Here is a 16,376-nt window from a genome sequence, read left to right on the forward strand (position 1 = left end):
GCTATTGTTTTACCGTGTCTCTTTCTAAGGCTGGTTTTAAATATTTACCAGTATAACTTGCTTCTACTTCTGCAATCTGTTCAGGTGTACCCGTTGCAACAACAGTACCTCCACCGTCGCCACCTTCTGGACCTAAATCAATAATATGGTCTGCCATTTTAATGACATCTAAATTATGTTCAATAATAACCACGGTGTCACCATTCTCAACTAACTTGTTTAAAACTTTCAGTAATCTACTGATGTCATCCACATGTAAACCTGTTGTAGGTTCGTCTAGTATATATATGGAGCGTCCTGTTGAACGTTTGTGTAATTCTGATGCAAGTTTCACACGCTGTGCTTCACCACCAGATAATGTTGTCGCAGGTTGACCTAATGTAACATAACCTAAACCAACATCTACTAACGTTTTTAACTTACGATGAATTTTCGGAACATTTTCGAAAAATGCCGTCGCTTCTTCAGCAGTCATCGCTAGGATTTCTGCAATATTTTTCCCTTTATAAGTTACTTCAAGCGTTTCACGATTATATCTCGTGCCACCACAAACTTCACACGGTACGTAGACATCTGGTAAAAAGTGCATTTCAATTTTAATGATACCATCGCCTTTACATGCTTCACAGCGACCGCCTTTAACATTAAAACTAAAACGACCTTTGGTATAACCTCTGACTTTAGATTCATTTGTTTGTGCAAATATATCTCTAATATTATCAAAAACCCCAGTATACGTAGCTGGATTTGATCTTGGCGTACGTCCAATAGGCGATTGATCAATATCTATAATTCGGTCTAATTGATCTATACCATTAATTTCATCATATTCACCTGGTTTCACTTTAGATTTATTGATTTGTTTCGCTAAAGATTTATAAAGCACTTCATTAACTAAAGTACTCTTACCAGAACCTGAAACACCCGTTACAACAGTCATCGTTGATAATGGGAAATCTACATCAATGCCTTTTAAATTATTACTACGCGCACCTTTAACACTAATTTTGCGATCAGTAATGTCTCTTCTTGCTTCTGGCACTTCAATGCGTTTTTTGCCGCTTAAATATTGTCCGGTTAAAGAGTGTTTGTTGCTCATAACTTGTTTAGGTGTACCACTTGCAACAATCTCACCACCATGCTCACCAGCGCCAGGACCAACATCCACTAAATAGTCTGCTGCACGCATGGTATCATCATCGTGTTCAACAACGATTAACGTATTACCTAAATCACGCATTTCTTTTAAAGTGCTAATTAATCTATCGTTATCTCTTTGATGTAAACCTATGGATGGTTCATCTAATACATATAAGACGCCAGAAAGTCTAGAACCAATTTGAGTTGCTAGACGGATACGTTGCGCTTCGCCACCAGATAAAGAGCCAGATGCACGATTTAAAGTTAAGTATTCTAGTCCTACATTATATAAAAATTCTAATCTAGAATTAATTTCTTTCAATATTTGATTGGCAATTTTTTGGTCTTGTTCTGAAAGCGCAATATGATTATAGGCATCTAATGCGTCTTTAATTGAACGCTCAACGACGTCACCAATATTTTTCCCATCTACATAAACTGATAAAGCTTCGCGACTTAAACGTTTACCATGACACGTTTCACAAGGTAACTCAGTCATGTACTTACTCATCATTTCTCTTACTAATTCAGAAGGAGAATCATGGTATCGCCTACTGATATTATTTATAACACCTTCAAACGCCATCGTACGTTTACGAGATTGGCCGTTACGTTGCGTAAATGTGAAGTCTATTTCTTTACCTTTAGATCCGTATAAAATAATATCTTTTTGTCTGTCAGTTAATTTTTTAAATGGTTTGTCCATGTTAATTTTAAACACTTCGCACACGCGTTTTAATATCGTAGGATAAAAATCCGAACTCGATGATTCCCAAGCAACGATTGCACCTTCATTTAAGGTTTTACTCGTATCTGGTACGACTAACTCTAAATCAACCGTTAATTTCTGACCTAATCCATCACATGTAGGGCAAGCACCAAACGGACTATTAAAACTAAACATACGTGGCTCTAACTCACCAATTGAAAAACCACAAATCGGACAAGCATGATTTTCTGAGAACTTCAATTCTTCACCGTCAATGATATCGACAATGAGCGTTCCTTCTGACAATTGTAACGCCGTCTCAATGGAGTCAGCTAAACGCGTTTCGATACCCTCTTTGACAACAAGACGGTCAACTACTACCTCAATTGTATGATTTTTATTTTTATCTAAGGCTGGTACTTCATTGACATCTAATATTTCTCCATCAACACGTACACGTACATAACCTTTTTTTGTTATATCGTCTATCAGTTTTTCTTGAGCGCCCTTTCTATGAGAAACCACAGGTGCTAAGATTTGAATTTTAGAACGTGCTTCTAATTTCATCACTTGGTCAACCATTTGTTGAACTGTTTGTGATTCTATTTCAATACCATGGTTAGGGCAAAAAGGTTTACCGATACGCGCATATAGTAAACGAATATAATCATAAATTTCTGTGACTGTCGCCACAGTAGATCTTGGGTTTTTACTAGTTGTTTTTTGATCAATTGAAATCGCTGGTGATAAACCTTCAATCGTATCGACATCCGGTTTATCCATTTGACCTAAAAATTGTCGTGCATAGGCACTGAGAGATTCAACATATCTGCGTTGACCTTCTGCATATATTGTATCGAAAGCAAGTGATGACTTTCCTGAACCGGAAAGCCCTGTCATAACTATTAATTTATCTTTTGGTATTTCAATATCTACATTTTTTAAATTGTGGGCACGTGCCCCTTTAACTACAATGGATGGTTGCTTCATTTGTGTCACCCTTCTGCTTTTAATTCAAATAGCATATCTCTAAGCTCTGTGGCTTTTTCGAAATCTAAATCTTTTGCGGCTTGCTTCATTTCTTTTTCTATATTTGCAATTGTTTTTTCGCGTTCTTTCTTCGTCATTTTCTTCGGTACTTCTGTTTGTTGTTGCTCATTTGTTTCATCGTTTTCAACAGTAGCACTAATCACGTCATGTATTTTTTTATTAATTGTAGTAGGCGTAATGTTATGTTTTTCATTATATGCTTCTTGTATCGTACGACGACGTTCCGTCTCATCTAACGCATAGCGCATGGAGTCAGTAATTTTATCTCCATACATGATAACTTCCCCGCGACTATTACGTGCGGCACGTCCAATTGTCTGAACAAGTGATCTTTGAGAACGTAAAAATCCTTCTTTGTCAGCATCTAAAATAACAACAAGAGACACTTCTGGTATATCAATACCCTCTCTTAACAAGTTAATTCCAACAATGACATCATACGTACCCATTCTTAAATCTCTAATGATTTCTATACGTTCGAGTGTTTTAATTTCAGAATGCAGATAATTTACTTTGATGCCTGCTTCTTTTAAATATATCGTTAAATCTTCACTCATTTTCTTAGTCAACGTTGTAACAAGTACACGCTCATTTCGATCGATTCGATCCTGTATCTCACCAAGTAAATCATCAATTTGATTTTCTGTAGGGCGCACCTCAATCTTAGGATCTAACAGACCGGTTGGACGTATGATTTGTTGAACCATCTCATCTGTATGCTCAAGTTCAAATGGTCCTGGTGTGGCTGAAACATAAACCAACTGTTTCGTTTTTTCTTCGAATTCCTCGAATTTTAAAGGTCTATTATCTAGTGCACTCGGCAAACGGAATCCGTGGTCAACTAATACTTGTTTACGAGCACGGTCACCATTATACATACCTCTAATCTGCGGCAAAGTTACGTGCGACTCATCAATCATGACTAACCAGTCATCTCCGAAATAATCAAGTAATGTATAAGGTGTTGACCCCATAGGACGTAATGTTAAGTGAACGGAATAATTTTCTATACCCGAACAGAATCCCATTTCTCTCATCATTTCTAAATCATAATTGGTACGTTGCTCTAAACGTTGCGCTTCTAACAATTTATTTTCTGCATTTAATTCAGCTAAACGTTCTTCTAATTCGTTCTCAATTCTTTGAATTGCTGATTTCATTTTTTCTTCACGTGTTACGAAGTGAGATGCTGGGAAGATTGCAAAATGATCGCGTTCTCTTAATACTTCTCCAGTTAAGTAATTCACTTCACGAATACGATCAATCTCATCACCAAAGAATTCTACACGGATACACATTTCTTCTCTAGATGCAGGGAAAATCTCAACGACATCCCCTCTAACTCTAAATGTACCGCGTCTAAAATCTATATCATTTCTTGTATATTGGACGTCCACTAATTTTTTAAGTAATTCACTTCTATCCATCTCCATGCCAGCACGTATACTAACGACTAAATCACGGTATTCTTCTGGATTACCCAAACCGTAGATACAACTGACACTGGCAATCACAATCACGTCATCTCTCTCAAACAACGCACTGGTAGCTGAATGTCGTAACTGGTCAATCTCATCATTGATTGAAGCGTCTTTTTCTATAAAAGTGTCAGTTGAAGGCACATAGGCTTCTGGTTGATAATAGTCATAGTAACTTACAAAGTATTCCACTCTATTTTCAGGAAAAAATTCTTTGAACTCACTATATAATTGGCCTGCTAAGGTCTTATTATGTGCGATAATCAGTGTTGGTTTACCAACCTGTTTGATTACATTACTCATCGTAAATGTCTTACCAGTACCAGTTGCGCCTAATAGCGTTTGGTGTCTTTTCCCTTCATTAACACCATTTACAATTTTTTGAATTGCTTCTGGCTGATCCCCTTGAGGTTCAAATTCAGAATGCAGTTTGAACGGATAATGTTCCATGGCGACACATGCCTCCTAATTAAGTCTATATCTCTTATTTCGAACCTATTACAATTTGTTTATCTTAAAACGTTCATATATTGATTCTTTACATATCATTTATTCAGATGAATGGTTCTATACTCGTTATATATATTAACAGATTTATGAATACAAAAACAAACATTTGTTCGTAGTTTTAATACTTCTTTTTATAAAGAAAAAACAAACATAGTATGTCACCATGTTTGCATCCATTTGATTTTATATCATAAAAACTTCTTTTTTTTGAAGTTATATTATTATAAATCTCTTATTTAATTATAGCAATTAGGTTGCTCAATGCTTATTATTCAATCATCATCTTTTTTATGCAACTCTAATTGGTCGATGATAAGATACCCCGCTAATAATGAAACGACATCTATGAAAATGATCCATTCATTATGAAAGAACCCCTTTTCAACTGATACACCTATTAAAATTAAAGTCAATATTGTACCTACCCATTTGCTTCTTGTTAGCACACTGAATAATATAACAAAAACACATGGGAAAAAGGATGCCAATATATACCAAATCATGGAATTCACCCATTCCTATTATTTAAAATTGCCATTGTTGTTTCACGCAATTCAGATCTTGGTATGAATTTCTCTGTTAGCATCTCTGGGATGATATTCTCGATAAAATCTTGAACTGAGCTAAGATGATCAAATTGCATGATTGTCTCTAGTGACATTTCATAAATTTCAAAAAATAACTGTTCTGGATTACGTTTTTGTATTTCTCCGAAAGTTTCATATAATAAGTCAATTTTATCAGCAACCGACAACAATTGTCCTTCTAAGGAATCATCTTTACCTTCTTGTAATCGCTCACGATAAATAGCTTGATATGGCTCTGGAATTTCCTCATTTATAAAATGGTCTACCATTTCTTCTTCTACTTGAGAAAATAATTTTTTCAATTCTCCACTTGCATATTTCACCGGTGTCTTAATATCGCCAGTAAATATTTCGGCAAAATCATGATTTAATGCTTTCTCATATAAACTTTTCCAATCGACTTCATTACCATGATATTCCTCTACAGTACCTAAATATTGAGCGATTTTTGTCACTTTGAATGAATGAGCAGCGACGTTATGCTCAAAATATTTAAATTTACCCGGCAATCTAATTAATTTTTCCAAATCAGATAAACGTTTAAAATATTGATGTACACCCATGACATCGCCTCCTAGTTTATTAAAAAATGATTATTCTTGATTTTATAATATCATTCAACGCGTTAAATGTCTTATCAATATCATTGAAAAATAATAATCATTTAATTTAACTCATATAATAAAAATAGGTTATATTTCAACGGTATAGTTATCAATGATTTAGGTATAGTCTGGGCGTAGTACAAAAATATTGGATTTGTTTCTATGGCGTTGGTGATTGATGACGCATCAAAAACGATGCAGCTTGAAATACTGCTATAATCGTTTGTTTAAGCTACTCTGCTTGTTATCTATACATTAAAAGTTCGAGATATTTCCTCATATCCCGAACTCTTATTTCGATAACGTCACTTCAAATCAAATCATTTTTCTTCACAGAAGGATAGATTTTTTTTAGTGAATATAATTATATTGGCCTGTGTTATGGATTGTTCTATATGATTTTTGACCTACACCTTGCCAATTCATTTCAGATACAACAATTGAACCATCTGCATTTTTACTTTCAACAACACCTACATGACCATAGTTGCCTGCAGTACTTTGGAATATAGCACCTACTTCAGGCGTGTTGTTCACTTGATAGCCACTTTGCTGTGCTGCTGAAGCCCAATTATTCGCATTTCCCCATAAGTTTCCAACTGATTTCCCTAATTGTTGTCGACGATCAAAAGCATAATATGTACATTGACCCCAATCATAATAGTTACTACCGTTAGAAGCGTGTGACACTGGGCTATACTGATAATTTGAAGTTACCTGTTCATTTGCAGTTGTATTCGAAACTTGCTGTCTATCCGAAGCGGAATAATCATTGTTCTGCCATGTTTGCGTTGCACTTGGCGTGATATTCCCTGACGTACGCACATTACGTATAGTATTGTTTTCTGCTTTATTGCGTTCGTCATCATTTATTTGTGCTGTTGGTTGAACTGCTTCATGACTGTTAAATATTTGCTGTAATTGGTTATTAAGATGCGCTGAACCTTTTTCTGATACCGCAACTAATTGACCTGGGTAAATGACTTCACCTAAATTTGGATTCAATTGATACAATTGGTTCATTGTCATTTGATGTCTTTCAGCAATTGCTTTAATCGTATCTCCATCCTTAACTTCTACAATGTCAGAATCCGGTAATACGATGGTTTCCCCAACTTGAACATAGTCTCTATTCTGTAAGTGATTTAAATTTTGTATTTCTGTCGTAGTAGTTGCAAATGTTTGTGCTATATCTGTCAATTTAGCATCTTCTTTTACTGTGTGTATTTGGTCTGCTGATGCAACATGATTCATACCAAAAAACAAGGCTGCCGAGGTGATAGAAAATGTTAAACCTTTCTTCATTAAGTTTTCATCCTTTACTGTCTTAATTTTAATCAAACATACTATAGCATAATAAAAACAAAGATTTTCTATTGTTATGGTTTTGTAACATAACAGTCAACTTTATATTTCAAACACCTATATTACAAGTCGATAAATACGCCACAAACCTTGCCATTAAAGTATTTAACATGTTTGAGATGATAGATTTCAAAACTTACTCGTAATATTAAAGATTGCATTTTACATATTTAATTAAATATTTATCTATCCTTTATCAAACAAAAAGAGCCAGATCACAATCTGAACTTTTAATAAGATTGCGCGCTGACTCTACATATTTAAATATATCTTTCTTATATTATGTTTCATTAAAATAGCTGTTTAATGGCTACTTAACCTTCATTTTCATGTTGATCCATTTGACTGCGTAAGAATGCTTCAATAAATGGACCAATGTCGCCATCCATAACAGCATCTACTTTACCCGTTTCTTCGTTTGTACGGTGATCTTTAACCATAGCATAAGGATGGAATACGTAAGATCTAATTTGACTACCCCAGCCGATTTCTTTTTGCTCACCACGAATTTCTGCCATTTCTTGTTCTTGCTCTTCAATTTTTAATTGATATAGTTTAGATTTCAATGTTTTCATTGCTGCTTCTCTGTTTTTGATTTGTGAACGTTCGTTTTGGTTATTTACTACGATCCCTGTTGGATGGTGTGTAATTCTAATCGCTGATTCAGTTTTGTTAATGTGTTGCCCACCAGCACCAGAAGCTCTAAACGTATCGACTGTGATATCATCTGGATTAATATCAATTTCAATCTCAGTATTATTGAATTGAGGTATAACATCACATGATGCAAATGATGTATGTCTTCGACCAGATGAATCGAAAGGTGAAATACGCACAAGACGATGCACGCCTTTTTCAGCTTTTAAATAACCATATGCGTTATGTCCCTTAACGATCAGCGTCACACTTTTAACACCTGCTTCGTCACCAGGTAAATAGTCCGCAATTTCGACATTGAATCCTTTCTGCTCACAATAACGTTGATACATTCTCAAGAGCATATTCGTCCAATCCTGTGACTCTGTACCGCCTGCACCTGGATGTAATTCCATGATGGCATTATTCGCGTCATAAGGCCCATCAAGTAATAATTGTAACTCGAACTGATCTAATTCATTTTTAAAATCTTGAACGCTTTGCTCTAAATCTTGCTTCATCGTTTCATCATCTTCTTCGAGTAACAAAGCTCTCGTAGTATCCATATCTTCAAGTTCAGACTCTAATGTTCTATATGCATTCACTACTGATTTTAAAGCATTATTCTTATCAATAACGTCCTGAGCCTTTTCTTGGTTATCCCAAAATGTTGAATCGGTCATCATTTCTTCATATTCTTGTATGTTCGTCTCTTTTGCTTCTAAGTCAAAGAGACCCCCTAAGTTGTTCTAGTTTTTCATTATACGCATCTATATTACGTTTTATCTCTGACAATTCCATCATGCATCTCTCCTATGATTATTTGAATGAAATAATAAACTATAACGTATTTCATTTATTTGAAGTTAATAACTCTATTCTACAGAAGTTTGTGGTTTAATTACAACTTTATCTAATTCAAATAAATACCTAACCAAACTTAATTACAAAATAAAACCGAAAGTTAATGACTGCTCATCAAAACTTCCGGTTTTATAACCTGTCACTATGAACTATGCACCGTGACAGTTTTTATATTTTTTCCCACTTCCACAAGGGCAAGGGTCATTTCTACCAATATGTTCATCTTTCACATAAGGTTCTGCTTTAGCTTTTTCTTTACCATCTTCGGCTGAAACGTGCTCTGCTTTACCAAAGTCTGTTGTTTTATCTCTTTCAAGATCATCTTCTACTGAAACAACCGATTTCAAGATATACTTACTAACATCTTCTTCGATATTTTGCATCATCGTATCGAAAAGTTGATGACCTTCATTTTGATAATCGCGTAAAGGATTTTGTTGACCATAAGAACGCAGATGAATACCTTGTCTTAATTGATCCATCGTATCAATATGATCTGTCCAATGCGTATCTATAGAACGAAGTAAAATCATTCGTTCAAATTCATCAAATTGTGTTCCAATTTTTTCTTTTTGGTATTTTAATGCAATTTCAACTTTATTCCAAACGAATTCGAAGATATCCTCGTTGTCTTTACCTTTAATATCTTCAACTTTTATATCGCCTTCATTTAAGAATACATCGTCTACATAGTTAATGAATGGTTCATAATCTGGATCGTCCGCTTCTTCATTTACATAGTAGTTCATGCTTCTTTCAAGTGTTGAGCGTAGCATGTCATTAACTAAACCACCACTTTCATCACTATCGATGATACTATTACGTTCACCATAAATAATTTCACGTTGTTTACGTAAAACATCATCGTATTCAAGTACACGTTTACGTGCGTCGAAGTTATTACCTTCAACACGTTTTTGCGCAGATTCAACCGCACGTGAAACCATTTTAGATTCAATTGGCGTAGAATCATCCATACCTAAACGGTTCATCATGTTTTGCAAACGTTCTGAACCAAAGCGCACCATCAGTTCATCTTGAAGTGATAAGTAGAAACGACTGTCCCCTTTATCACCTTGACGTCCTGAACGACCACGTAATTGATCATCAATACGACGTGATTCATGACGTTCTGTGCCGATAACAGCTAAACCACCAAGTTCTTGAACACCATCACCTAGTTTGATATCCGTACCACGACCAGCCATGTTGGTAGCTATAGTTACTGCGCCTCGTTGACCAGCACCTGCAACAATATCGGCTTCACGTTCATGGTTTTTAGCATTTAAAACATCATGACGCACACCATTTTTCTTCAATAAATTTGAAATGTATTCACTGGTTTCAACTGCAACTGTACCAAGTAATACCGGTTGGCCAGCTTTATGTTTTTCAATAACGTCTTGAACAACTGCATCAAATTTACCTTTTTGGCTAATATAAATTAAGTCTGGTTTATCAACACGTTGCACTGGTTTGTTCGTAGGAATTTGTGTAACCGTCATATTATAAATGTTTCTAAACTCTTCTTCTTCGGTCTTCGCAGTACCTGTCATACCAGATAACTTATTATACATTCTGAAATAGTTTTGGAATGTGATTGAGGCCATTGTTTTAGATTCATTTTGAATTTTCACGCCCTCTTTAGCTTCAATCGCTTGGTGCAAGCCTTCAGAGAAACGACGTCCAGGCATTGTACGACCCGTAAATTGGTCTACAATAAGAACTTCACCGTTATTAACCATGTAGTCAACATCTCTTTGTAATGTCACGTGCGCACGTAGTGCCGTATTGATATGACTGATAACATCTACATTATTTACATCATATAAATTATCAATTTTAAACATGCGTTCTGCTTTATCGATACCTTGTTCAGTTAATTGTACCGCTTTTGTTTTTTCGTCATAATTATAATCATCTTCACTCTTAAGCATTTTTGCAAACACATTTGCTTGTGTATAAAGTGATGTCGATTTCTCTGCTTCACCAGAAATAATTAAAGGTGTACGTGCTTCATCAATTAAGATGGAATCAACCTCATCGATAATCGCAAAGTTTAATGGTCTCATTACACGTTCTTCTGCATAATTTACCATGTTGTCACGCAAGTAATCGAAACCTAATTCATTATTTGTACAATACGTAATATCACACGCATATGCTTCACGTTTTTCAGTAGTTGTTTTACTATTTAAATTTAAACCTACAGAAAGTCCTAAAAATTCATACAGTTCAGCCATTTCTTGACTCTGAACACTTGATAAATATTCATTGACTGTTATGACATGTACACCGCGACCAGTTAACGCATTTAAATATACGGGCATTGTCGCTGTCAACGTTTTACCTTCACCTGTTCTCATTTCGGAAATATCGCCACCATGAATCGCGATACCACCCATAACTTGCACTTTGTAAGGAATCATATTAAACACACGTTTTGACCCTTCTCTTACTAATGCAAATGCTTCTGGTAAAATATCATCCAATATTTTGTTTTGTTTTTTTATATCTTCTTCGCTCTGTAATTTTTCTTGGAATGCGCTTGTTTTGGCTTTAATTTCTTCATCAGTTAATATCGACATATCCTCTTCAAGTGCAAGGACCTTGTCGGCTAATTTACCAAGGCGTTTTATTTCTTTTTTATTGCCATCTGCAATTTTTGATAAAAAACCCATTCTGTTCGCTCCTTTAGCTTTTTAACTCTTCGCTTACAACAATTTATGATATCATCTATAAGCTTAAATTTACACTTATTGACTTGTCTAAAGTGTCTTACATTGAAATTATATTTCTTGTTCACTTACATTTCTATTTATTTTAAAATAATTGATTATAATCTTGTTCAATAAAAATATACACAAATAGCTATATCACTTTCAAATTATTACATAGTAACATAGCAAAAATTAAGCGTCCACGATTTAACATCATCGTGAACGCTATAGTATAAATGCTACTTACCTTACATTAAACGTCTTATTCAGTTGTTTCAATCAAACCATATTTTCCATCTTTTCTTTTATATACAATACTAGTACCGTCTGTTTCACGATCCGTAAAGATGAAGAAATCATGTCCTAATAAATCCATTTGAAGCACTGCTTCTTCAGAATCCATTGGTTTCAAACTGAAATTTTTTGCACGAATAATTTCGATTTCATTATCCGCTTCATTTTCATCATTTTGAATTTCAACTGCTTCTTTTTCTTCTGGTAGTGAAGCAAATGCTTCTTGCTCACCACGATTTCTATTTCTACGATTTACACGTGTTTTGTATTTTCTAACTTGTCTTTCAAGTTTGTTATTAATTAAATCAATACCTGCATACAAATCATCGTTACGTTCTTCAGCTCTTAATGTAACATTTTTCAATGGAATTGTTACTTCGATTTTAGTAGCTGAGTTTTGATACGTTTTCACTTTAACGTGTGCTGTTGCATTTGGCACATCATTAAAATAACGCTCTAATTTACCAATTTTCTCCTCAATATAGTTGCGAATCGCATCAGTAATAGTGAGGTTCTCTCCGTGAATTTCAAATCTGATCATAATCATCGACTCCTTTAAAACCTCTATATTGGTAATATTGCTTACTAATATAATACCACGTTTAGTCTACCGTGCAAACGTAAACACATCGAATTTTCTGATTTTTCTAACATATACTTTTTCAATCGCATGATGAACCGTTAAGCCAGTAGTATAAATGTCATCCACAAGTAAAATACTTTTATCTTCTAAATTGATATCTTTTGATACTTCAAATGGATTATCAAATCGCGCTCTATGTAGCTTGCCTAATAATGATTGTTTAGGCCTCACCTTAGTTTGAAGTATAGATTCATATGGTACTCGCAGTTTATCTAACACACAAGTAACTGGATTAAAGGTGCGATTGATATCTCTTTCTACAGGAGATGGAATTGGAATAATTAAATCGTAAGACTGTTTCGGTAGTGTGAGTTGTTCTGCCAAAATTTCACAAATTGCTACATCTTTTAACAATTTGTATTGATGTATCAGTTGTTTCACTACGCCTTTATATTGATAATTACAATATAATTGATTCATTAACGGAAATTTAGCAGCTAAGAACGCACAATCTAGACATTTATGCTCCCCTTGATCAAGTTTTTTTAGACATTTTGAACAACGACCTTCCAATACGATTTTGTTTTCTTCCCATAGTTCTATACAATTTACACACATCTTTACAGGTTTTTTATAAAAATTAAGCGCATCGAACATTTCTGATAACTTGGCATCACATTGTATACACCTAGCCATCAATCCACTCCTTTTTTAGTGCTAACTGATTCATATCTATAATTGCTTTTCGAGCTTTTAACATAGGTAAAGTAATACCTTCATGTAAAAATAATACGAGCCCTGTTGGTTCCTCTATCTTTCTTCCAACTCTACCAGCAATTTGTATTAACGCACTCTTATTAAAAATTTGGCTATTACAGACGATGACATCTAATTTGGCCATGGTAAATCCTCTTTCTAATATTGTTGTAGTAAAAATGACTTGGTATCCCCCATTTCTTAAAGCTTTAACTTTTTCAAATCTTAAGGCATCTTCGCTATATACATAAGTTAATGACGTTATTTCCTTTTTATAGCGATGATATGCTGTTTTCATTAAATTGATATTATCGAAAAACACGAGTGTATAACGCTCTGTTAAGATTTGTTTTTTTAGTATCTTCAGCAATGCATATTGTATTTTATGTTGCTTTAATTTGAAATATTTAAAACGCGGTACAGGCAATGGCTGTCTATGATATCTCGCAGGTAGTGTGATGACATCAGACGGATTCATCTTCTTTAATAAATGTCTAGGAGGTGTGGCCGTCATAAATATATGACAGTGTGTCGCTTTTGATGCATGAGTAATCGCTTCTTGTAATGAATGATCCATTACTAATGGAAATGCATCTACTTCGTCAACAATAATTAAATCAAAATGATGCTTGAATCGATATAATTGATGTACGGTTGAAATGATAAAGTGCCCATCAAAGCGCTGTGTTTGACCTTGGTAAAGTACATCAATCTGTTCTGAAGAAAATGCCTTTTTAATTCTCATACTAATTTCTATCACAACATCTACCCTTGGTGATACAATCGCGACATTATCCCCTCTACTACGCGCATAATGAATACCTTCAAATATCATTTCTGTTTTTCCAGCACCAGTGACTGCATATAAAATTTTAGTTTCATAATCTTTAATTGCCTTTAGAATTGCTATCGATGCAAAAGTTTGTTGTTCAGACAGTTTGAAATCTAACTGATATATGCCCTGAGACGCAACATTTTTAGATTTTGTAATAAATATTGGCTTTACATTATCCATTCTTCCTAAATTGATACAATTTCTACAATAAACTATTTCTTTTTTTAATATAGTTGAATAATAATTATAAAAATGACGCGGTTCTTTCGTATGACATTGCATACACTGCCATTGATTATGTTTTTTTATAATGCCAGTTGAAGTCTTATCAATGATTTCATCGGTCAGTAACGTTTTATCTAACATAAGTCGACCATAATATTTTATTTGCCTTACCTCCAAAAAAAGACATGTAACACCCAATAGGCGTGACATGTCTCTAATTTATTCATTAATTTAATCTGTGCGAATGGTACTTCCAATATACCCTAAACCAATACCACCAGATCCTAAATGTGCAGCAATGACTGGTCCAAAGCTAGAACGATAAATATTGTACTGAGGATAGTTAGTTTCTAATTCTTGTTGAATCCAATCTGAATCTTCAGGAATATCACCCTCAATTACAAATAACGTAACTTCATCTAGATTTTTGACTTCATTTATCACTTTTTCAACCATTTTACGCAAAGCACGTTTTTTAGTTCTTACTTTTTCATCTGGAACAATTTTGCCATCTTCGAACTTTAACACTGGCTTCATCTTCAACATCGTTCCAATCCAAGCTTGCGCACCTGTAATTCGACCACTTTTTTGTAAATTTTTCAAATCATCTACCATGAGTACTGCACCTGTTACTTCACGGATTGCATGTAATGCTTCAATGATAGCTTTAGGCTCATAGCCTTGTTCAATCATTTCTATCGCTTTAAGTACATATCCACCTTCAACCATCGCAGCTAACTTAGAATCAAACGTATGGACATTAATGTCTGAGACCATTTCACCTGCTTGTGTCGCAGTTTGATAGCACCCACTGATTCCAGAAGAAAGAAATACACAAATGACATCTGTATAGCCTTCTTCGCGAAGTTGCTCGAAATTCTCCAGAAAATCTCCAATTGCAGGTTGGCTCGTTGTTGAAATTGTAGCTGAGGTCTTCATACGTTCATAAAATTCGTCTGTTGAAATGGATGCATTCTCAACATAATTCTCACCACTATCAAATGTGACACTAAGTGGTGCAACTTTGATATTATATTTGTCTATTAATGTTTGAGATAGATAACTCGTTGAATCTGTCAAGACAGCAATCTTCATCCTAATCCTCCTCAATTATACTCACAACTATGATACCTTATTTTCAACCAAAAGAAAATTTATTTTTACATTTATGCTTGTATTCAATACAGTGTATAATACAAAGGTAGCGATGATAATAAAAATTATTACAATGGATAAAATCTATAGACATTTGGAGGGTTACACATGGAAGACACAATTATAACGATAAAAGCAGAACATATAATTGAAAATGTAATCAATAAATCTCGTTTTATTGCACATATTAAACCAGTAGAATCAGAAGAAGATGCGAAAGCCTTTATTAATCAAGTGTCTACAAAACACCGTGAAGCAGCACATAATTGTTCTGCATATACAATTGGCGATCAAATGAATATACAAAAAGCCAATGACAATGGTGAACCAAGCGGTACTGCTGGCGTACCAATGTTAGATATTTTAAAAAAATTAGAAATACATAATGCTTGCGTGGTTGTTACACGTTATTTTGGTGGCATTAAACTAGGTGGCGGCGGCCTTATTCGCGCTTATAGTGGTGCCGTTAGAGACGTTATTTACGATATTGGTCGTGTAGAACTTAAACCCGCTATACCTACAACTGTAACCATTAATTATGATTTAACAGGGAAATTCGAATATGAACTTGAAAGCACGTCCTATTTATTACGTGATCAAAGTTATACAGACAAAGTAAGTTATCAAATAGATGTTGTCGCGTCTGACTATGATGAATTTATTGCATTTTTAAATAGAACAACGTCTGGTAATTATGATTTAGTAGAAGGCGAAGTCATGAGGTTACCGTTTGATATACCAACAGATTAAATATAAATGATAGATATATGTCTTATTTTACAAGTACTTAAACAAACCGAATCGTACAAAAAGACCGACAAGTCAGTAACCTCTGACTTGTCGGTTTTATAGTTTCACAATTTC

The 16,376-nt window shown here is 34.5% G+C and carries 12 protein-coding genes; 1 reads left to right on the forward strand and 11 read right to left on the reverse strand.

Annotation, left to right across the window (positions count from 1 at the left end; translation table 11 throughout):
* Window position 1: 1 nt before the first annotated feature.
* The 11 genes from uvrA to fakB1 form a co-directional block, all read right to left on the reverse strand.
* Window positions 2–2,839: an excinuclease ABC subunit UvrA gene (gene uvrA, locus L987_RS02100; protein WP_047502700.1), complete on the reverse strand. Its 2,838-nt coding sequence runs from the start codon at window positions 2,837–2,839 to the stop codon at window positions 2–4.
* Window positions 2,840–2,844: 5 nt separating this feature from the next.
* On the reverse strand, window positions 2,845–4,827 hold the full coding sequence (uvrB, locus tag L987_RS02105; protein WP_011303628.1) for an excinuclease ABC subunit UvrB: 1,983 nt from the start codon (window positions 4,825–4,827) through the stop codon (window positions 2,845–2,847).
* A 332-nt stretch (window positions 4,828–5,159) separates the two neighbouring features.
* Window positions 5,160–5,390: a CsbA family protein gene (locus L987_RS02110; RefSeq protein WP_041784833.1), complete on the reverse strand. Its 231-nt coding sequence runs from the start codon at window positions 5,388–5,390 to the stop codon at window positions 5,160–5,162.
* A gap of 5 nt (window positions 5,391–5,395) precedes the next feature.
* Window positions 5,396–6,037 (reverse strand): YfbR-like 5'-deoxynucleotidase, encoded by a 642-nt coding sequence (locus L987_RS02115; protein WP_002483903.1) that lies wholly within the window; start codon window positions 6,035–6,037, stop codon window positions 5,396–5,398.
* 393 nt (window positions 6,038–6,430) lie between these two features.
* On the reverse strand, window positions 6,431–7,384 hold the full coding sequence (locus tag L987_RS02120; RefSeq protein ID WP_011303629.1) for a COG3942 and LysM peptidoglycan-binding domain-containing protein: 954 nt from the start codon (window positions 7,382–7,384) through the stop codon (window positions 6,431–6,433).
* Between the two features lie 374 nt (window positions 7,385–7,758).
* A protein-coding gene (prfB, locus tag L987_RS02125) for a peptide chain release factor 2 (protein ID WP_128424809.1) occupies window positions 7,759–8,881 on the reverse strand; the annotation gives its coding sequence in 2 pieces (ribosomal slippage) (window positions 7,759–8,808 and window positions 8,810–8,881; 1,122 coding nt in all).
* 212 nt (window positions 8,882–9,093) lie between these two features.
* A complete protein-coding gene (gene secA, locus L987_RS02130; RefSeq protein WP_047502705.1) occupies window positions 9,094–11,625 on the reverse strand; it encodes a preprotein translocase subunit SecA in 2,532 nt (843 codons plus the stop codon).
* A gap of 301 nt (window positions 11,626–11,926) precedes the next feature.
* Window positions 11,927–12,499: a ribosome hibernation-promoting factor, HPF/YfiA family gene (hpf, locus tag L987_RS02135; protein ID WP_037538957.1), complete on the reverse strand. Its 573-nt coding sequence runs from the start codon at window positions 12,497–12,499 to the stop codon at window positions 11,927–11,929.
* A 66-nt stretch (window positions 12,500–12,565) separates the two neighbouring features.
* Window positions 12,566–13,237 (reverse strand): ComF family protein, encoded by a 672-nt coding sequence (locus L987_RS02140; protein ID WP_047502708.1) that lies wholly within the window; start codon window positions 13,235–13,237, stop codon window positions 12,566–12,568.
* Window positions 13,230–14,498: a DNA/RNA helicase gene (locus tag L987_RS02145; RefSeq protein WP_047502711.1), complete on the reverse strand. Its 1,269-nt coding sequence runs from the start codon at window positions 14,496–14,498 to the stop codon at window positions 13,230–13,232. Before L987_RS02145 ends, L987_RS02140 begins: the two co-directional genes overlap by 8 nt.
* A 90-nt stretch (window positions 14,499–14,588) precedes the next feature.
* Window positions 14,589–15,452 (reverse strand): fatty acid kinase binding subunit FakB1, encoded by an 864-nt coding sequence (gene fakB1, locus L987_RS02150; protein ID WP_047502713.1) that lies wholly within the window; start codon window positions 15,450–15,452, stop codon window positions 14,589–14,591.
* 168 nt (window positions 15,453–15,620) lie between these two features.
* Between fakB1 and L987_RS02155 the strand changes: the two genes are divergently transcribed.
* The gene (locus L987_RS02155) at window positions 15,621–16,262 is read left to right on the forward strand and encodes a YigZ family protein (RefSeq protein ID WP_011303635.1); all 642 of its coding nucleotides are present in this window, start codon (window positions 15,621–15,623) and stop codon (window positions 16,260–16,262) included.
* Window positions 16,263–16,376 lie beyond the last annotated feature (114 nt).

Origin of the sequence: Staphylococcus sp. ZWU0021 (assembly GCF_000798895.1) — a bacterium.
GTDB lineage: Bacteria > Bacillota > Bacilli > Staphylococcales > Staphylococcaceae > Staphylococcus > Staphylococcus saprophyticus.

Coding starts and splice junctions, on each gene's coding strand:
- uvrA (WP_047502700.1), bottom strand. CDS start 2,839: ATGAAGCAACCATCCATTGTAGTTAAAGGGGCACGTGCCCACAATTTA.
- uvrB (WP_011303628.1), bottom strand. CDS start 4,827: ATGGAACATTATCCGTTCAAACTGCATTCTGAATTTGAACCTCAAGGG.
- L987_RS02110 (WP_041784833.1), bottom strand. CDS start 5,390: ATGATTTGGTATATATTGGCATCCTTTTTCCCATGTGTTTTTGTTATA.
- L987_RS02115 (WP_002483903.1), bottom strand. CDS start 6,037: ATGGGTGTACATCAATATTTTAAACGTTTATCTGATTTGGAAAAATTA.
- L987_RS02120 (WP_011303629.1), bottom strand. CDS start 7,384: ATGAAGAAAGGTTTAACATTTTCTATCACCTCGGCAGCCTTGTTTTTT.
- secA (WP_047502705.1), bottom strand. CDS start 11,625: ATGGGTTTTTTATCAAAAATTGCAGATGGCAATAAAAAAGAAATAAAA.
- hpf (WP_037538957.1), bottom strand. CDS start 12,499: ATGATCAGATTTGAAATTCACGGAGAGAACCTCACTATTACTGATGCG.
- L987_RS02140 (WP_047502708.1), bottom strand. CDS start 13,237: ATGGCTAGGTGTATACAATGTGATGCCAAGTTATCAGAAATGTTCGAT.
- L987_RS02145 (WP_047502711.1), bottom strand. CDS start 14,498: ATGTTAGATAAAACGTTACTGACCGATGAAATCATTGATAAGACTTCA.
- fakB1 (WP_047502713.1), bottom strand. CDS start 15,452: ATGAAGATTGCTGTCTTGACAGATTCAACGAGTTATCTATCTCAAACA.
- L987_RS02155 (WP_011303635.1), top strand. CDS start 15,621: ATGGAAGACACAATTATAACGATAAAAGCAGAACATATAATTGAAAAT.